Source organism: Halomonas sp. I1, assembly GCF_032334135.1.
In the GTDB taxonomy this organism is placed as follows: Bacteria; Pseudomonadota; Gammaproteobacteria; order Pseudomonadales; family Halomonadaceae; genus Halomonas.
Genome location: NZ_JAVXUS010000013.1, coordinates 50,991 through 66,104, shown reverse-complemented (window position 1 = coordinate 66,104; position 15,114 = coordinate 50,991). Strand labels below are relative to the sequence as shown.

Sequence of the window (15,114 nt, the reverse complement as noted above, 5' to 3'; positions counted from 1 at the left end):
GGCCTTCTTATGCGGCTTCGCTTTCTTCGGCGCGGTACTCAGCAAGCAAGCGTGTTTCGTCCTCCTGAGTCACCTTCCTTTCCAGCCATTCGGCCAAACGCCCTCGGCGGTCGAGGATGCGGTACTCGAATTCCACCGGCTCTGGTGGCTCGGCGTCTCCGAACCCTGTACCAGTGATGCGCATCGGGCGTGCGGTACTGTAGTGCGTGACCTCACACAGGCAGGGGATGCCGGCAATGTGGGTATGAAACGTCACCGTGACCTCCTGCTGATCCAATAGCCGACGACAAGACATGGCGGCACGGTGATGGCCGCCAATGCGGCAATCAGGGCAACGAATACCGTCGTTCCGACCAGCCACTCCGGCGCGGAAGTAGGCAGCAACCCGACTGCCCAGATGGCGGCGTCTCTAAGCGGGTTCATCCCATACCTCCTGCAGCTCTCGTTCGAGCCGCTGTCGTTCGTGCCAACGGTCAATCTCGATGATCCGGCTGTGCTCCGATGCGGCGCGGTCGATCTCGTCGCGCCGGTCCTGTTTGGTCTTCGGCTCCATGTCGTTATCTCCTCTGGTCGAGGGTACCTAGCGGATACCTGAGCGACGGCCAGGCATTTGCTAGAGACTCGAAAAAAGGCCCGCCGGGAAGGCGGGCAATACGCAGGGGAACTGAGGGAGTGATGCGGCGTTCCAGCGGTATGCCTTCATCCAGGTGTTACGCGCTGGGTCGGCCTGGCCCGCTCCGCATCGGGAAACCGGCTCCGTCGCTTCCCGCCGGTTATTCAGGTTTGCGAAGCACCTGGCCCCTTTGGGCGAAACCGGCTTCCCGATGGCCACCGATTCGCTCGATGGCCTGCGTCTTGCTTATGCGGCCGGCAGGTCCCGGCGTGACACGCCATGCCGGATCGCGTGCTTGACTGCCATCTCTGTCGCATCCATCGCACTCACGAGCTGCTGCTCGCTGATGACGCCCCGCTCGAACTGTTCAGCCGCCAGGCGCTCATCCTCCGCCGCCTGCCGGGCGGCAATCTGGAGTTGCAGGTGCTTGCTGTCATCGCTGTATGTGCTCATCGCTGATTTCTCCTATTGGCCATCCGGCAGCGCCCTCGATGAAGGCGCTGCGAGATGTGCCGGTATTTCGACAGCGCCGGCCTCGCGTACTCCCAGCGACCTCTCACGCTCTCAACGCTACGGGCGGCTGGGCTTATCCGGTTTTTAAAGAGCTTCGGCCCTGGTGGGGCCTCGACCGGCTGCGCCGTGTCTGCGAGTGCAAATATGGGGTAAACCATATTATCAGTCAAGGGGAATACCCATATTTTTCATGGGGGCACAAAAAAAGCCCGCTGTGACGGGCTGGCTGGAGCGTAGTTAGATTGGAAGGAAGGGGGGGTCAAGTATCCGGTGATGCGATGCCCTGTATGAAGAAACCGATGTAGGTCAGGAAAGCGCCAATCAGCCCCCACTGCAGGTAGCCCCAGTTATCTAAGGCAAAGCCAGCATAAAATGGGAATATGGCAGCAGCCGCAGGGAACAAGAATATCGCCGCGAGTAGAGCTATGATCCCCCATAGCTGATAGATCAGGCTGGCCGCACCAAATAGCACCCACAATGAAATCGCAATACCTAAGTACTTGATAATGCGGCCAATAAATCTCACTCGTCTACTCCTGGCTGAATGACACAAAGCCCACCTCTGGGGTGGGTGGGAGTAATACAGGAGGGGCTGGCGGCTTAGGCCGGCAGGAAGCGCATGATGGCGAAGACCAGGCCTGCCATGGCGATGATGGTGCCAATACTCCACATGGTTTGCTGGCGTAGCGATGAGTGAAGCTCCGCTCGAAGCTCCGAAATATCCGACTTGGTCGCATAATTGGACTTCATTACCGCTACATCTTCGCGTACTGAGCGCATATCGGTTTCAAGCTGCTCGACACGATGTTGCAGGTCACTCATCGGTGGTTCTCCTCCTCCGCCACCTCCACGGCCATGAGGTTTGTAAGGTGTACCATCCAATCCTATCACCTTGGCCTCATTCATCGTTACCTTCCCTGGCAGAAACTATGGTTGCATCAAAGAGTGCCACATAACCGCAGGACTGACATATAGCTGGAAGGGCCTGTAACAGTGGCGGGTCAAAGACCTTCGGAATCGATATGCCGGGCACATGGCGTGGCATCACTAAGTCGAGGTCTGGTTCCGAGTCTCCTTGGTTATCTACAAGAGACGGATCAACAGACATGACTTGAATCCCCCATTCCTGCTTACCACAGCAAGGGCAGAAAAACGTGCTCTTGAATCGGTTTATATGATCCAAGAACGTCTTGGCTGTGGTCATGGCGACGTCTTTGTAACTGCTCTCAGGCAAGTTGCTTCCCCTGCGATTAGCTGTCTGAGCGAAACAGGTCAGTCAAAGTTCTCCCACCAGAACACACGCCCGATGATGCGCGGGGCCTCTTCTGAGTGCACATGGTAGACCTCATCGGGATATTCGTCGCTGTTGTCGCTGGATAGTCGAATACGGTCGATCGGCATCCGGTATAGCCGTTTCACGCGCAGCATGCCGCCGTGGTCGAGCGCATAGATCTTGCCGTCTATGACATGGCGGGTGCCTTTGTCGATCCCCAGGGTGGCGCCGTCGAGGATGGTGTCTTCCATCGAGTCACCCTTGGCGATCGCTAGTGCCGCATTCTCAGGCTGCACACCCGCTCGTGATAGGCGAGGGAGGCTGAACCTCTCTTGAGCCCCGTGGTTCTCGATTACCTGCGTGCTGCCGCTGCCGGCAGAGAACTCTACCTCGCGAAAGACTGGCAGCATCACCTCGTCAGGCCGTAACGGCTCGTCACCCTCGGTCACGATGGTGTCGAGCATCTCCAACTCGTCACCTTTCGGTGCCTGCTTTGACCTGAATTCGGCGACGTTATCCTCCATGTCGCCTTCCCCTGTGGCCAGCCAACGCGAGCTCACCTGCAGCTCGTGCGCGATCTGCACGACCTTGCTGGTTGATTGAACCTTGCCCGTTTCGAGGTTCGATATGGTCGTCTGATCTAGGCCTGTCATCTCTGCAAGCCTTACCTGGCTGACCTTCCGGGCTTTTCTGGCTTTCTTCAGGCGGTCTTTGAATTCCATTTGCGAAGTATTAGGGGCGTGCCCATATGCTTGCAAAGGGGAATAACCGTATTTACTATTATGGGTATCCCCATAAGGAGCCGAGCCATGCAAGAAGTCTTCGAAAAGCTGGTACGTCATTTCGGTACCCAGACTCGGGCTGCTGAGGCGCTTGGGGTGGACCAAACGACCATATCCGGCTGGGTGCGCGGTGTGCATGGCATGTCGCCGGTTGTTGCGCTTCGCGCTGAAAAACTCACCGCCGGAGAGTTTAAGGCCGCTGACCTGTGTCCTGCCGTTTTTGGTGGCGACCAGGCTGCCTGATTCATCCATCGCCAGCCTGTGAAGGCCGCGGTCACCAGAAGGATCTTGCCCATGCTTTCACACCTTGAAACCGACAGGCGCTGCAAACCGGACGGCGAGCACCTGGAGCATTTGGTGAAGCCTCGATTCACGGACGCCGAATTCGAGCTCATCCAGGCCGAGGCGGCGCGCCGCCATGGCGGCCGGCTGGCTCCGCTGGTCCATGAGGCGACGCTGATCGGCATCGAGGTAATACAGAAACGCCGCCGCGAGTTACTCGCCAAGCTCGCCAATGGTGAGGAGCCGGCGGCAGACCAGCAGAACGAGCTGGAAAACCTGCTTGCCGAGATGGCCGAGCGTCAGCTGGCTGGCAACAGCATCGATCAATCTGAAACGGCCTGACAGGGCCAAGGGGTGCCGCGATGTTGAGTCGCGAATCACTGGGGCGGGTGCTTGAGCGTATGTCGCCCGAGTCACAGCGTGCCGCTCGCCGCGAGTCAGCAGCTCGAGGGATGAGTGTCGAGGACGTTGTGCTCGAGAAGTGCCTGGCCGATGTCGAGGGGCAGCTGTATGCCCTGCGACGCCGCCGGCCCGAGTTGCGGGTGGTAGAGGGTGGCCGGGTGTGAGCTCGGTCATTGATACGCGAGGCCCTGATAGGGGCGAATCTTCGGACGCAAAAAAGCCCGGAAGGCGACCAAACCAATCCCGGGCTTTTCCACATAACGATAGGTGCATTGTGACCGATACAGCCGAAATTATCCAGTTCCCTGACCGTCGAGATGACGGCCAATCGCCAGTCCCTGATGGGCCTGGCAGGAGTCCGCAAGTGGAGGATGGGTTCACACGCATATCCAATGAGCTACTCGTCGCTATGGCGCGTGCACGCCTGAAGTCCACTGAGTATCCGATTGTGTTGTTAATCGCCCGTGAAACCTACGGCTGGAACGTCAAGCACAAGGTCATCCGCGTAGACTTCATGGCCCGCGAACTCGGGATGGCTCCCACAAAGGTCTCCGAGGCTGTGGCTGAGCTGCTGCGCCGAAATGTGCTGTACCGGGTAGGCGACAGCCAGGGGCCACTTGGTATCAACAAGCATTACGACCAATGGCTGAAGAAAAATAGCGCTTCCAAAACCGTGAACCGAGGTGATCCAAAACCGGGAATGGTTCACGAAAAACGTGAAGAGATTGTTCACGAAAAACGTGAATCTAATAAAGAAAGGAAAGACATGAATACTCCCTCTAACGAGGGAGAGCGCATCGGCGAGCCGAAGCGCGAAGCATCCGGTGACGAGAAGCCGAAGGCCAAGGGCGACAGCCTGCCCGACTGTCCGCACATGGAAATCATCGACCTGTGGGCCGCGGTCATGCCTGACAAGCCTCAGCCCGCCAAGAATCTTTGGCAAGGCACCGAGCGTGCCCGCCATCTGGCTGCCCGCTGGAAGGCTGGATTTTCGATCAAGCACGAGCGCACCGGAAAGCCGCTGTACACCACCCGTGAGGAGGGCATTGAGTGGTGGGGGCGCTTCTTCAAGTTCCTCCGTAAGTCCCCGTTTCTTATGGGTGATAACCGATGGTTCAAGCTCGCATGGGTCGTCAAGCGAGAGAACTTCGTGAAGATCATGGAACTGAGTTACCACGAGGAGATCACCCAATGAGCCTGTACAGCCCCGAAGCTGAGCAGAGCGTCATTGGCGCCTGCTTGCTGGATAACAAGCTGATTGACCGGGCGGCCGACATACTGACCCATCAGGATTTCGCCAGCCTAGAGAATGCGGTGATTTGGTCGGCCATGAACCGGCTTCGCAATGCCGGCCAGGCTTGCGATGTCGTGACCGTGTCTGAGCGCCTCGAGCAGGACAACGCCAGCGATGACGTGGGTGGATTGGTCTACCTCGCTGAGATTGCCCGGCAGACCCCCAGCGCGTCCAACGGCCTGGCCTATGCCGAAGTGGTGGCCGATCTGGCGGGGCGCCGTCGGCTGATTGGTGAGCTGGGCAACGTGGACGCCATGGCCCGTGACAAGGTGACCCCACTCACCAGCATCGTCGATGACGCTCAGGGTCGGCTGTCCCGCCTGGTACGCGCCGATGCCGACCAGGCCAGCCCGATGAGTAATGATCTTCGCGAGATGATCGATGAGCTTGACCGCAAGTGGAATGGTGAATCCGATGCCATGGGCCTGTCTTTTGGCCTATCTGATCTAGACCGGCGAACGATGGGCATGCACCCCGGGCAGCTGATCTTGGTCGGTGGCCGGCCCTCGATGGGGAAGACGGCCTTCGCGCTCAACATTCTGCGTGCGTGCTGCATCCGTGATCGACGCCCGGGGCTGGTCTTTTCCATGGAGATGGACCGCCGGGCACTCCGCAACCGCATGACCGCTGCTGCTGGCGACATGCCGCTGAACGCTATTCGTGACCCACGGAACCACATGACCGACGAGCACTGGCCCAAGCTGACCAGCGCCGTGAACGCGATGAAGGAAGCGCCTCTGATTGTGGACGATCGGGCCGGCATGACGCCTAGCCAGATCCGCGGTGCGGCTAAACGCTGGCGAGACCATTACGGCGAGCTTGGCGTGGTGATGGTGGACTACCTTCAACTGGCCCGGCCGGACGCCCGGCATGGCAGTCGTGAGCAGGAAGTTTCTGAACTGAGCCGCTCGATGAAGCTGCTGGCCAAGGAGTTGGGCTGCCCGGTAGTCGCGCTATCGCAGCTCAACCGCTCCCTAGAACAGCGGAGTGACAAGCGACCGATGATGGCTGATCTACGTGAGAGCGGCAGCCTCGAGCAAGATGCTGACCTAATTCTGTTTCTCTACCGGGACGAGGTCTATCACCCCGATAACGAGCTCAGCCACGGCGTGGCCGAAATCATAATCGGAAAGCAGCGAGAGGGCGACATCGGCACCGTCTACGCCTTCGCGCAGTTGGCTCACGCCCGCTTCGGCGATCTTGACCACCAGGCGATCTCCCAGCTGGCCGAAGCATCCAAGCCACAACCCAAGCCGGCCAGACGCTCGGCGATGGCGGAGATCTGACTATGAGCATACCCGCCAAGCAGTTTTTCAACCGTCGAGAACTAACCCGGCTTGCTGGGCAAGGCATTACGCCCAGCCGGTTTTTCCCATCTACCGGAGAGGTGCTGTGTCTGATTGACGGCGCCCCCTATGCCTATGCCATCTCCGATCTCAAGCGCAGAGCCCGGCCCTCGCTACGTGAGCGACTCATTGACTGGCTTGCCGGGCGGGCGGCCTGAGCAGACCACAGGAGGCCATGACCATGAGCAACGTGACCAACATCGCCGATCGTCGCGGCAACCGCCTGACCAACCCGAATTGCCAGCATGGTAGGACCTACATGGTCCTGCGGGACTCCGATGCCTGGCTGCACCTGCACGAGATCCGCCAGGCCATCCTGGAGCGCTTCGGCACGATGGACAGCGAGCCGGCTATCAGCGCCCGCATCCGCGAGATACGCCGCGAGGATGGCGTGAACATTGCCAGCTATGAGGTGCCCGGCGGACGCAGCAAGGCCCATGTCTACAAGTGGCTGCCGCCCGGCGGTGGCGGCCAGGGGGCGGCCTGATGGGTAAGAGCAAACGGCCACGCATCTACATGCGCGCCCGCAAGCTGATTGACCCGGCCACCGGGCAGATGGTCGGCGCCTTCGTTCCTGCCGGCGCGGCTGACGCCAGCATTGTGCGGGGGCGCAACTACAAGGATGGCGAGATGCTGCGTGCTGATCTGTTTCTGCCCCGGAACCCGGAATTCCATCAACTCGCCCACGCCCTGGGCGGACTGGTGGCGGAAAACATCGAGGGATTCGAGGGACTGGACCACCACCAGGCCATCAAGCGGCTCCAGCAGCAGAGCGGCGAGGGCTGCGAAATCACGCGCACCGAGGTGCCGGGTGTTGGTGTGCTCGAGCACCGGGCTCCGCACTCAATTGCATTCGATGAGATGGACCAAGCCGAGTTTTTCAACTTAATGAGGGCGCTGTGCCGCTTCATCGCCAGTGAGTATTGGCCGCACCTCGAACCCGAGCAGGTCGAGGAAATGATCGAGCTGATGCCAACGGAGGCTGCCTGATGTTCCCGAGACTGAAGCCGTACCGTTCCCGCGCCTGGTTGGCGAACGTGCATGAGATCGAGAACTGCGTGTTGTGCGGTAGGCCAGGCGTTCAGGCGGCGCACAGCAACCAGGAACGGGGGATGAGTCAAAAGGCCAGCGACTGCCTCACGGCTGCACTGTGCTCGGACTGCCACGGCGAAATCGACAACGGGCGGGACATGAACCGAGACGAGCGCCGCGCGCGCATGAATGAGGCCATCGTGCGCACCCTAGACCAACTGGCCCGCCGCGGTCTGGTGAAGGCGGTATGAGCGTATTGGCATGGATCGGGTGGGCCGTCCTGTTTGCTGTATCGGTATTCGGCGTGGTGCTCGGCAACCTGTGGTGGGTGACGAAGGACATGGACGACCAGGGCGAGGAGCGAGACGACCGATGAGGCTATTCATCCCTTATTTGGCTGGCTCAACCAACGTCGGCACCCGGCAGCACTGGGGACAGCGCAAGCGCGAGGTGGATGCGTGTCACCTGCTGGTCCGCAATGCTGTCCGCTGCGCAGGATTGGGACGTATCAGTGTTCGGGTAGACCTGGCGTTTACGCCGCGCCTGGGGAAAGGGGTGAGGCGCCGGGACACCAGCAATTTCTCACTCAACATGAAACACCTGGAGGACGGCCTGGTTGCCGCTGGTGTGTTGCCTGATGACCGTGGCCAGTACGTGCGGCGGGTGATCCTGGAGCCGCCGATCATCGACAGAAAGGCCGAGACAGGCACATGGGTGGAGATCATCGAGCTGGAGGGGGCGGCATGAGGCGCATCAGATTACGCAAGCGCGTTGTCATCAGTGTGGCATGGGGGGCTCTGGTCCCAGTTATTGCATGGATAGGGGGCCTGGAGTTCGTTCGCAGCCCTGAGCTGGCTGTAACGCTAGGCATGGGGATTGGCGTCACGATGATGGCTTACACATGCCCAGTATGGGGCGAGTGATGGACTGGGATCGTGCCGGCAAGTATCACATCCAGTGTGGCGAGTACACGATCTGCCGGACGTACCACAGCGGAACCAAGCTTTTCACTCTCTGGTACGGCAATGAACGGATCGGTATCCGGCACACAGCAAAGGAGGCGATGGCCTTGGCCGAGAGCCACGAAACGGGGAAACGAAACGGAAACGAAAAGGGAAACGCAGGAAACGGGGGCAGTGATGGGTGAGTTAACAGCTCGGGAAGCTAGAGCTCTGATTGATTACAACCCCAGTACAGGCGAGTTGAGATGGAAGGCGAGGCCTGAATCCATGTTCGCCGGGAAGAAGAAAGGGTGCTGCACCAGATGGAACAACCGTTACGCAGGGAAGATAGCGGGTTCAGCGGCTGAAAGGAGTAATGGGCTTTGCTATTGGGCTGTTCGTATCAACGACAAGCTGTACTTAGCACACCGAGTTGCGTGGTTGATCCTGTATGGCCAGTGGCCTAGTGACAAAATCGATCACCTGGATGGCGACGGGCTGAACAACCGTATCGATAACTTCCGCGAGGCGACCCAGAAAGACAACATGCAAAATCAGTGCCTTCGACAGACCAGCTCCACAGGGGTTTGCGGTGTCAGCTGGAGGGATGACCTGGGGAAGTGGAGGGCTTACTTGCGCAAAAAGCACCTGGGCACCTTTGACACTCTACTGGATGCAGTGGCTGCAAGAAGATCTGCCGAGAAAGGCGAGGGGTTCACTGAGCGCCATGGAAAAGCAGCGTAGGAGGTGCCGTGATGCGATTTGATTCGGCGAGGTCGATGGTATTTCAAGCCTACCGTGTTGTTGGCAATAGCGTTATGGCCGGGGCCATTGAACAAGCGCAGCTCGGTGCCGATGTGCAACGTAGTCGCCGCCAGGGCAATGACTGGGCGATTGTGCATGGGCTCGAGGCCGGTGCTGTGATTAGCGCTGTCGAGTCGCTGCCGATGCATTTGCAGGCCATGTGCCGGTACTGCTGGGGGCCATTTACGCGAGACGAGCTGGCAGAGGATGCGGAGTGGCTGCACGTCGCACTGTGCCGAGCAATGACGGGGCAGCGGCTGCCAGGGCAGGGCGACAACCAGTATCCGCCGACGAAGGCCTGGCACACGCTGACAGCGCTGGCATGGGCTGCCATTTATCACCATGGCGAGGTGACGTATCCGTACAATCGGCAAGGCCTCGTCGGGCCGAGAGCGATAAAGCGCTGGCTCGAAGATGAGCGGGGTACCACCATTGATGTCAGGCGATGGAATGCCACGGCGCGTCTCAGCTGGTCAGATACCTGGCGGCAGTTGACGACGATCCTCGATCAGTGGGAAGCGCAGGCCCTGGCGCCGGTGGCCGAGCTGATTCCCCGCGCTGCTTGATTGGAGTTTCAGGTGCTATCCTCAAGCACATATAAGCTTCTCGGAGATCATGGCATGTCAGAAATAAGTGCTGGCTTGGATGCGATACATCCTATTGTGGCGAGTAGCGGCACCGATTGGGTGGCTTTGGTTAGTGCTGGAGCCGGTGCTGTGGCTACCCTGTTAGGGGCTTTTGGCGGGGCTTGGTTGGGTGGCAAGAAAGGTTACGAGGCATCGTTACAGGCAGGTAAAGAGCTAACAAGGCAGTCAAAGCTGGAAGAGTGCCTGTCCCTTTTATATGGGCTAGAGCGTTTTTGTGAGGATAAAGTCAAGAAAGTTACAGTCGAGCTAAGATCAGGTCGTGTTGTTAGGGCCCAAGAAGAGTGGAGGTTGATAGACCTTGATGAATTTTCTAAGAATGAAGATCTTGTCAGGGCGCTTTTGAAGCTTCACATCAGTAGCTTAAATGAGCTGGCCGAAAAATTGTCAGTGAGTGCGCAATTTATTCGCGATTTTGATAATGATATAGATCGTTTGCACTCAAGATCCAACTCGGAAAACGTGAAGAGCTCTAGGGAGTGGCTTGCTGAAAATCGGCAAAGTCTTAAGACTACTTGTAGTGAGTTGCGCGAAGCCATCGAGCGTGTTGCCTCTACAGAGAGAGAAGCCAAGAGGCCTTGACCCATGTGCCCGAGTGGGCCACAATATTCTCACTATCGATATTTGCGCCCTGGCTTCCGAGCCGGGGCGTTTTCGTATCCGGCCCTGCCAGTTCCTGGTGGGGCTTTCCTGTTTCTAGCGGCCGGGTCAGATGGCAAGACGCCGGGCTCATAACCCGGAGAAGTAGGTTCGATTCCTGCGGCCGCTACCAGTTTCTCCCACGCCGTGAGGCGCCGGAGCCCTTATGCCACGCATTCAATCCCCGCATCTCAACGCCAGGGCGTTGCTCGACACTATTGCACGTGCCGAGATCGGCCCCGCGATGCTCGCTGACAGCGACGATGGCTATAACGTCCTGGTCGGCTCGCTGCCGGGCGATATGACGTTGTTCGACAGCTACGCCGATCATCCGCTGCCGAGCGATGACGATGCCATCGAATATGCCGATGGCGTCTACAGCACCGCCGCCGGCCGCTATCAGATCCTGAACACCTACTGGCCGCATTACCGTGCGCAGCTCGGTCTGCCCGACTTCTCGCCGGAGTCGCAGGACCGCTACGCACTCCAGCAACTGCGCGAGCAAGGCGCTCTGCCGCTGATTCATGACGGCTATTTCCGTCGCGCGATTGCCGCCGCTGCGAGCATCTGGGCAAGTCTGCCGGGGGCCGGGTACGGACAGCATGAGCACGCACACGAAACGCTCGTGCAGGCATACGTCGAGGCTGGTGGCCAGCTCTCCAGTGAAGACCACGACTGGTACGCATCGGTCATCAAGCACTCGTCTGGGGGTGCGGCGTGACTATGGCAGAGGTAGGTGCAACTAACGCGCAGCTGGATCGCATCGAGCAGGGGCTGTCGGATCTCCGGGCGCTCAACACGCAGATACTCGACCGGCTGACGCGGATGGAAGAACGCCAGAATGGACATGCCGCTGACCTGGAGCGTGCCGAGGCGCGCATCGCGCGACTGGAATCGAAGGTCGAGAAGGTCGAGCAAGATGCTGTGGCGAGCAGAGAGCGCAGCCATTACCAGCACAAGACGCTGTTTGCGCGCTGGAGCGGACTGAAAACCGTCGGCCTGCTGCTGCTGGGTGCCGCACTTTCAATGACTGGCAAGGTCATCGCGAACGCAATTCGGGGGCTGTAATGAACTGGAGCGACGTAGCTGAAACCGTGGGTGAGGCCGCGCCCGTCGTCGGCTCGGCCCTGTATGGCCGGGCTGGAGGCGCTGTTGGCGGTATGGTCGCCAAGGCTCTGGGCGTCGAGGGTACGCCGGAGGCTGTGAACCAGGCCATGCAGGATGACCCCAAAGCAGCGGCCAAGATTCAGCAAGTCGAGGCCGATCTGGAGCAAGCTCGCATCACGGCACGCACCGAGCGACTGAGCCAGGTCAACAAGACAATGCGGGCCGAGGTCGATAGCGACAGTACGTTGAAAGGTGGATGGCGAGGCTTCACGGGCTGGATGTTTGGTCTTTCCCTGGGCGGCGTTATGGCATCGATTGTCTTCGAGATGTTCGCCGGCACTACCGACCGAATCGAACTGTTGCGCCAGGCCGTGATGATGTTTGGCGTATTCGCCGCTGTCCTGGGCATCGACATCAACCGCGTGGGCAAAGAGCGCCTAGCGGCCAAAGGCATCGATTCACGTTCGTTCACGTTTATGGACGCACTCAAAACCCGGGTGGCGGGCAAATGACGCACCGGTGAGCGCCCCGCCTGTACCACACGCAGTCTCGACACAACCTTGGGTCTCGGGGCGCTCATCAATGCGAATTCCCCGCCATGGGATAGGGCCACGCCGTGAGGCGTCGCCCGCTTTCGCCGGCACGTCGTGAGGCGCCCGGCAACCCTGATGCGATGAGATGCGCGGCGAAGACCTCTGTCGTGGCGGGTAGAGCCGGGTAATACCGGGAGTGCCGCGCATCACTGGAGACCACGGCCAGGCATCGCATCACCTTATTTTGATGGAGGCGCTGCCCGTGAGGGCACCGCATAGCAGCTATGGCAAAGCGACACGACTGGGAGGCCGTTGAACGGGACTACCGGACGGGACGGTTCAGCCTGCAGCAGTTGGCCGACCGCCACGGCCCGAGTAAATCGCAGATCAGCAAGAAGGCGACCGCCGAAGGCTGGGAAAAGGATCTCACCGGTGCGGTACAGCAGCGTACACGCGAGAAGCTGAGTCGCCCGGAGTCCGCCGCGCCGGATGTCCCCGAGTCGGACATCATCGAGCAGGCGTCTGACGAGAACGCCGCTATCGTCCGGGGCCACCGTGCCGCGCTGTCGCGCTGGCGGCGCATCGCCGACCGCTTCGCTGACAGGCTCGACCAGCAGCTCGAAGCCGGAGAAATCACGGTGCAGCTCAAGAGCGGCGACCTCGCCTCGATCGATCTCCCGCTGGACTATATCGCCAAGGCCATGGGCGCCGGCACGCAGGCCGTTGACCGCGTTATCCGGCTCGAGCGCCAGAGCTATGGTATGGACCAGGACGACGGCAACGACCAGGAAAAGACCTTCGAAGAACTGATGGCCGAGGTTGCGCCGGATGAATCGGAGTGACCGTCGTCGCGAGATCAAACGGGCGAATGCGTTTCTGAAGGCCCATGCTCGAGGCCGACTGACCGATCAGGCGGATCTGCTCGAAGCGCTGTCGCTCAAGTGGTTTCGGCTCAATGCGCTGTACAAGATCAAGGACAAGCAAGGCAAGGTCCGTCGGTTTCGGCCCAACCGAGCGCAGCGTGAGCGCTATATCAACCGGCACACGCGGGACATCATCCTTAAGGCCCGGCAACTAGGGTTCACGACATTCGAGATGATCGACGCCCTGGACGACTGCCTGTTCCGCGACAACTTCGCCGCCGGCTGCATATGCCACAAGCTCGATGACGCACAGGACATCTTTCGTAACAAGGTGTCGTTTGCGTACCAGAGTATCGATGACGCCTGGCATCGCATCTTCAAGATGCTGGGCATCCGCATCCCGCAACCAGTGAGCGATAAGAGCGGCTCCGGCGCCTACGTCTTCGACAATGGCTCCAGCATCAAGGTCAGCACCTCGTATCGTGGCGGCACGCTCCAGCGGCTCCACATCTCGGAGTTCGGTAAGATCTGCCGGCAGTATCCGCACAAGGCGCAGGAAATCGTCACCGGCGCGTTCGAGGCGGTCGGCCTGGGCAACCAGATAACGCTCGAATCTACCGCCGAGGGTCGCGAAGGGTACTTCTTCGACTACTGCCAGTCAGCCCAGCACCTGCAGGAGCTGGGACGCAAGCCGACATTGATGGACTTCCAGTTCCATTTCTTCCCGTGGTGGCAGGAGCCGGCCTACCGACTCGATCCCGAGGGGGTGCTGGTACCGCAATGGCTGCGGGAATACTTCGAAGACCTGGAGCACAAGCACGGCATCGCGACCGATGCGGCACAGCAGGCGTGGTACGCCAAGAAAGCCGAAGTGCTCCAGGACGACATGAAGCGGGAGTATCCGAGCACGCCAGCCGAGGCATTCGAGCAGAGCATCGAGGGCGCCTACTACGCCAGCCAGATGCGGTTCCTGCGCAAGAACAAGCGCATCACCGCCGAGGTGCAGGTAAATCCGTCGCTACCGGTCTTCACCGCCTGGGACCTGGGCATGAACGACACCATGGCGATCTGGTTCGCACAGATCGTCGGTCGCGAGATCCACCTGGTGGACTACCTCGAGGGCGAAGGCGAGGGCATCGAATACTACGCCGACGAGCTCAACAAGAAGGGCTATCGATACGGTGGCCACTTCGGGCCGCATGACCTGGCCGTCCGCGAGCTGGGCACCGGCAAGAGTCGCGCCGACGTGGCCCAGCAATACGGGATCAAGTTCGAGGTCGTGCCACGTATCAGCAACCACGCCGAGGGCGTCCAGGCGGTCCGCAACTTCCTGCCGATGTGCTGGATAGACGAGGACGCCTGCGATGAAGGCGTGAAGTGCCTCGACAACTACCGGAAAGAGTGGGACGACAAGCGGGGCGTCTATAAGGACACACCGCGCCATGACTGGGCATCTCACGGGGCCAAGGCGCTCGAGACGCTGGCCCGGTCGTCCATCTTTCAGCAAACCAACACACCCACGCCGCGCCCTCAGAAACGCGAACGCTCGGGCTGGGCCGCGCATACCTGACCACCGCCGCGAGGCAGAGGGATTCATGTCGCAGATACTCACGTCACCGGACGCGGGCGCACAACGCCGCGCGGGCAATACGGCGTTCGACCTGACAGGCAAGACGCAAGAGCAGGTTCAGCAGATGATGCGCGACGCGGCGCAATCCATCGCGGAAATGCTCAATCAGCACGGCATCCCGCTCGAAACTGGCCGTTGGCGTCCTGATGTCGGCCCGGTCCAGATCGACATGATCGTCATCGAGGAACGGGTGACGAAGCCTGAACCGGGGATGCGCCTGCAATTCGATACTCAGGGCAGCATGGGTGTCACGCTCAACGTGAAGCTGCGCGAGTTCGCTGATGATCCATCCGGGTATGTTCGCGACCTGTTTGCCCAGCTGGCCCCGATGCGCCGCAACATCATGCGCCTGCGCCGCAACAAGCAAGACGCGACCAAAGCTATCTATAGCCGGCTGACCGGGGGCGCCCAATGAG

Annotated in this window: 26 protein-coding genes and 1 tRNA gene; 21 read left to right on the top strand and 6 right to left on the bottom strand. The window is 60.0% G+C overall.

Going from position 1 to position 15,114, the window contains the following annotated elements; all coding sequences use genetic code 11:
* Positions 1-7: 7 nt before the first annotated feature.
* From RSO41_RS13510 to RSO41_RS13485, 6 genes are all read right to left on the bottom strand, one after another.
* Complete coding sequence (locus RSO41_RS13510; RefSeq protein ID WP_315619669.1) at positions 8-256, bottom strand: hypothetical protein; 249 nt, start codon at positions 254-256, stop codon at positions 8-10.
* A gap of 153 nt (positions 257-409) precedes the next feature.
* Complete coding sequence (locus RSO41_RS13505) at positions 410-553, bottom strand: hypothetical protein (RefSeq protein ID WP_315619668.1); 144 nt, start codon at positions 551-553, stop codon at positions 410-412.
* A gap of 306 nt (positions 554-859) precedes the next feature.
* Positions 860-1,066: a hypothetical protein gene (locus RSO41_RS13500; RefSeq protein ID WP_315619667.1), complete on the bottom strand. Its 207-nt coding sequence runs from the start codon at positions 1,064-1,066 to the stop codon at positions 860-862.
* Between the two features lie 319 nt (positions 1,067-1,385).
* Positions 1,386-1,652 (bottom strand): hypothetical protein, encoded by a 267-nt coding sequence (locus RSO41_RS13495; protein WP_315619666.1) that lies wholly within the window; start codon positions 1,650-1,652, stop codon positions 1,386-1,388.
* A gap of 74 nt (positions 1,653-1,726) precedes the next feature.
* A complete protein-coding gene (locus RSO41_RS13490) occupies positions 1,727-1,948 on the bottom strand; it encodes a hypothetical protein (protein WP_315619665.1) in 222 nt (73 codons plus the stop codon).
* 450 nt (positions 1,949-2,398) lie between these two features.
* Positions 2,399-3,121 (bottom strand): helix-turn-helix transcriptional regulator, encoded by a 723-nt coding sequence (locus tag RSO41_RS13485; RefSeq protein ID WP_315619664.1) that lies wholly within the window; start codon positions 3,119-3,121, stop codon positions 2,399-2,401.
* A 60-nt stretch (positions 3,122-3,181) separates the two neighbouring features.
* Here RSO41_RS13485 and RSO41_RS13480 point away from each other — a divergent pair, with 60 nt between their 5' ends.
* The 21 genes from RSO41_RS13480 (at position 3,182) to RSO41_RS13385 (ending at position 15,113) form a co-directional block, all read left to right on the top strand.
* Positions 3,182-3,424, top strand: a complete 243-nt coding sequence (locus RSO41_RS13480; protein WP_315619711.1) for a Cro/CI family transcriptional regulator — start codon at positions 3,182-3,184, stop codon at positions 3,422-3,424.
* Positions 3,425-3,475: 51 nt separating this feature from the next.
* A complete protein-coding gene (locus RSO41_RS13475; protein ID WP_315619663.1) occupies positions 3,476-3,805 on the top strand; it encodes a hypothetical protein in 330 nt (109 codons plus the stop codon).
* Positions 3,806-3,825: 20 nt separating this feature from the next.
* Positions 3,826-4,029: a hypothetical protein gene (locus RSO41_RS13470; protein ID WP_315619662.1), complete on the top strand. Its 204-nt coding sequence runs from the start codon at positions 3,826-3,828 to the stop codon at positions 4,027-4,029.
* A complete protein-coding gene (locus RSO41_RS13465; protein WP_315619661.1) occupies positions 3,945-5,060 on the top strand; it encodes a replication protein in 1,116 nt (371 codons plus the stop codon). The genes RSO41_RS13470 and RSO41_RS13465 overlap by 85 nt, the downstream gene beginning before the upstream one ends.
* On the top strand, positions 5,057-6,445 hold the full coding sequence (dnaB, locus tag RSO41_RS13460) for a replicative DNA helicase (RefSeq protein ID WP_315619660.1): 1,389 nt from the start codon (positions 5,057-5,059) through the stop codon (positions 6,443-6,445). The genes RSO41_RS13465 and dnaB overlap by 4 nt, the downstream gene beginning before the upstream one ends.
* Positions 6,446-6,447: 2 nt before the next feature.
* Positions 6,448-6,663 (top strand): hypothetical protein, encoded by a 216-nt coding sequence (locus tag RSO41_RS13455; RefSeq protein WP_315619659.1) that lies wholly within the window; start codon positions 6,448-6,450, stop codon positions 6,661-6,663.
* A gap of 23 nt (positions 6,664-6,686) precedes the next feature.
* Positions 6,687-6,992 carry a hypothetical protein gene (locus RSO41_RS13450; protein WP_315619658.1) on the top strand — a complete coding sequence of 102 codons (306 nt, stop codon included), beginning with the start codon at positions 6,687-6,689 and terminating at the stop codon, positions 6,990-6,992.
* A 29-nt stretch (positions 6,993-7,021) separates the two neighbouring features.
* Positions 7,022-7,495: a hypothetical protein gene (locus RSO41_RS13445; protein WP_315619657.1), complete on the top strand. Its 474-nt coding sequence runs from the start codon at positions 7,022-7,024 to the stop codon at positions 7,493-7,495.
* Positions 7,495-7,788, top strand: a complete 294-nt coding sequence (locus tag RSO41_RS13440) for a nuclease domain-containing protein (protein ID WP_315619656.1) — start codon at positions 7,495-7,497, stop codon at positions 7,786-7,788. Before RSO41_RS13445 ends, RSO41_RS13440 begins: the two co-directional genes overlap by 1 nt.
* Positions 7,785-7,913, top strand: coding sequence for a hypothetical protein (locus RSO41_RS13435; protein ID WP_269777401.1), 129 nt, complete (start codon positions 7,785-7,787; stop codon positions 7,911-7,913). Before RSO41_RS13440 ends, RSO41_RS13435 begins: the two co-directional genes overlap by 4 nt.
* Positions 7,910-8,284, top strand: coding sequence for a hypothetical protein (locus tag RSO41_RS13430; protein WP_315619655.1), 375 nt, complete (start codon positions 7,910-7,912; stop codon positions 8,282-8,284). The genes RSO41_RS13435 and RSO41_RS13430 overlap by 4 nt, the downstream gene beginning before the upstream one ends.
* 278 nt (positions 8,285-8,562) lie before the next feature.
* Positions 8,563-9,222 (top strand): HNH endonuclease, encoded by a 660-nt coding sequence (locus RSO41_RS18510; RefSeq protein WP_410000336.1) that lies wholly within the window; start codon positions 8,563-8,565, stop codon positions 9,220-9,222.
* 11 nt (positions 9,223-9,233) lie between these two features.
* On the top strand, positions 9,234-9,848 hold the full coding sequence (locus RSO41_RS13425) for a hypothetical protein (RefSeq protein WP_315619654.1): 615 nt from the start codon (positions 9,234-9,236) through the stop codon (positions 9,846-9,848).
* Between the two features lie 54 nt (positions 9,849-9,902).
* Positions 9,903-10,508, top strand: coding sequence for a hypothetical protein (locus RSO41_RS13420; protein ID WP_315619653.1), 606 nt, complete (start codon positions 9,903-9,905; stop codon positions 10,506-10,508).
* A 116-nt stretch (positions 10,509-10,624) separates the two neighbouring features.
* Positions 10,625-10,698: transfer RNA gene (locus RSO41_RS13415), tRNA-Met, on the top strand.
* 33 nt (positions 10,699-10,731) lie between these two features.
* Complete coding sequence (locus RSO41_RS13410; RefSeq protein WP_315619652.1) at positions 10,732-11,286, top strand: glycoside hydrolase family 104 protein; 555 nt, start codon at positions 10,732-10,734, stop codon at positions 11,284-11,286.
* Positions 11,287-11,288: 2 nt separating this feature from the next.
* Positions 11,289-11,633, top strand: a complete 345-nt coding sequence (locus RSO41_RS13405; RefSeq protein ID WP_315619651.1) for a hypothetical protein — start codon at positions 11,289-11,291, stop codon at positions 11,631-11,633.
* A complete protein-coding gene (locus tag RSO41_RS13400; RefSeq protein WP_315619650.1) occupies positions 11,633-12,184 on the top strand; it encodes a 3TM-type holin in 552 nt (183 codons plus the stop codon). The genes RSO41_RS13405 and RSO41_RS13400 overlap by 1 nt, the downstream gene beginning before the upstream one ends.
* 305 nt (positions 12,185-12,489) lie before the next feature.
* Complete coding sequence (locus RSO41_RS13395; RefSeq protein ID WP_315619649.1) at positions 12,490-13,047, top strand: hypothetical protein; 558 nt, start codon at positions 12,490-12,492, stop codon at positions 13,045-13,047.
* Positions 13,034-14,638: a terminase gene (locus RSO41_RS13390; RefSeq protein ID WP_315619648.1), complete on the top strand. Its 1,605-nt coding sequence runs from the start codon at positions 13,034-13,036 to the stop codon at positions 14,636-14,638. Before RSO41_RS13395 ends, RSO41_RS13390 begins: the two co-directional genes overlap by 14 nt.
* Before the next feature lie 25 nt (positions 14,639-14,663).
* On the top strand, positions 14,664-15,113 hold the full coding sequence (locus RSO41_RS13385; RefSeq protein WP_315619647.1) for a hypothetical protein: 450 nt from the start codon (positions 14,664-14,666) through the stop codon (positions 15,111-15,113).
* The last annotated feature ends 1 nt before the right edge of the window (position 15,114 follow it).

What these genes read in the sequence shown, in the direction of transcription:
- RSO41_RS13505 (WP_315619668.1), bottom strand. Translation starts at nt 553, where the DNA reads ATGGAGCCGAAGACCAAACAGGACCGGCGCGACGAGATCGACCGCGCC.
- RSO41_RS13500 (WP_315619667.1), bottom strand. Translation starts at nt 1,066, where the DNA reads ATGAGCACATACAGCGATGACAGCAAGCACCTGCAACTCCAGATTGCC.
- RSO41_RS13490 (WP_315619665.1), bottom strand. Translation starts at nt 1,948, where the DNA reads ATGAGTGACCTGCAACATCGTGTCGAGCAGCTTGAAACCGATATGCGC.
- RSO41_RS13485 (WP_315619664.1), bottom strand. Translation starts at nt 3,121, where the DNA reads ATGGAATTCAAAGACCGCCTGAAGAAAGCCAGAAAAGCCCGGAAGGTC.
- RSO41_RS13480 (WP_315619711.1), top strand. Translation starts at nt 3,182, where the DNA reads ATGGGTATCCCCATAAGGAGCCGAGCCATGCAAGAAGTCTTCGAAAAG.
- RSO41_RS13475 (WP_315619663.1), top strand. Translation starts at nt 3,476, where the DNA reads ATGCTTTCACACCTTGAAACCGACAGGCGCTGCAAACCGGACGGCGAG.
- RSO41_RS13470 (WP_315619662.1), top strand. Translation starts at nt 3,826, where the DNA reads ATGTTGAGTCGCGAATCACTGGGGCGGGTGCTTGAGCGTATGTCGCCC.
- dnaB (WP_315619660.1), top strand. Translation starts at nt 5,057, where the DNA reads ATGAGCCTGTACAGCCCCGAAGCTGAGCAGAGCGTCATTGGCGCCTGC.
- RSO41_RS13455 (WP_315619659.1), top strand. Translation starts at nt 6,448, where the DNA reads ATGAGCATACCCGCCAAGCAGTTTTTCAACCGTCGAGAACTAACCCGG.
- RSO41_RS13450 (WP_315619658.1), top strand. Translation starts at nt 6,687, where the DNA reads ATGAGCAACGTGACCAACATCGCCGATCGTCGCGGCAACCGCCTGACC.
- RSO41_RS13445 (WP_315619657.1), top strand. Translation starts at nt 7,022, where the DNA reads ATGCGCGCCCGCAAGCTGATTGACCCGGCCACCGGGCAGATGGTCGGC.
- RSO41_RS13440 (WP_315619656.1), top strand. Translation starts at nt 7,495, where the DNA reads ATGTTCCCGAGACTGAAGCCGTACCGTTCCCGCGCCTGGTTGGCGAAC.
- RSO41_RS13435 (WP_269777401.1), top strand. Translation starts at nt 7,785, where the DNA reads ATGAGCGTATTGGCATGGATCGGGTGGGCCGTCCTGTTTGCTGTATCG.
- RSO41_RS13430 (WP_315619655.1), top strand. Translation starts at nt 7,910, where the DNA reads ATGAGGCTATTCATCCCTTATTTGGCTGGCTCAACCAACGTCGGCACC.
- RSO41_RS18510 (WP_410000336.1), top strand. Translation starts at nt 8,563, where the DNA reads ATGAACGGATCGGTATCCGGCACACAGCAAAGGAGGCGATGGCCTTGG.
- RSO41_RS13425 (WP_315619654.1), top strand. Translation starts at nt 9,234, where the DNA reads ATGCGATTTGATTCGGCGAGGTCGATGGTATTTCAAGCCTACCGTGTT.
- RSO41_RS13420 (WP_315619653.1), top strand. Translation starts at nt 9,903, where the DNA reads ATGTCAGAAATAAGTGCTGGCTTGGATGCGATACATCCTATTGTGGCG.
- RSO41_RS13410 (WP_315619652.1), top strand. Translation starts at nt 10,732, where the DNA reads ATGCCACGCATTCAATCCCCGCATCTCAACGCCAGGGCGTTGCTCGAC.
- RSO41_RS13405 (WP_315619651.1), top strand. Translation starts at nt 11,289, where the DNA reads ATGGCAGAGGTAGGTGCAACTAACGCGCAGCTGGATCGCATCGAGCAG.
- RSO41_RS13400 (WP_315619650.1), top strand. Translation starts at nt 11,633, where the DNA reads ATGAACTGGAGCGACGTAGCTGAAACCGTGGGTGAGGCCGCGCCCGTC.
- RSO41_RS13395 (WP_315619649.1), top strand. Translation starts at nt 12,490, where the DNA reads ATGGCAAAGCGACACGACTGGGAGGCCGTTGAACGGGACTACCGGACG.
- RSO41_RS13390 (WP_315619648.1), top strand. Translation starts at nt 13,034, where the DNA reads ATGAATCGGAGTGACCGTCGTCGCGAGATCAAACGGGCGAATGCGTTT.
- RSO41_RS13385 (WP_315619647.1), top strand. Translation starts at nt 14,664, where the DNA reads ATGTCGCAGATACTCACGTCACCGGACGCGGGCGCACAACGCCGCGCG.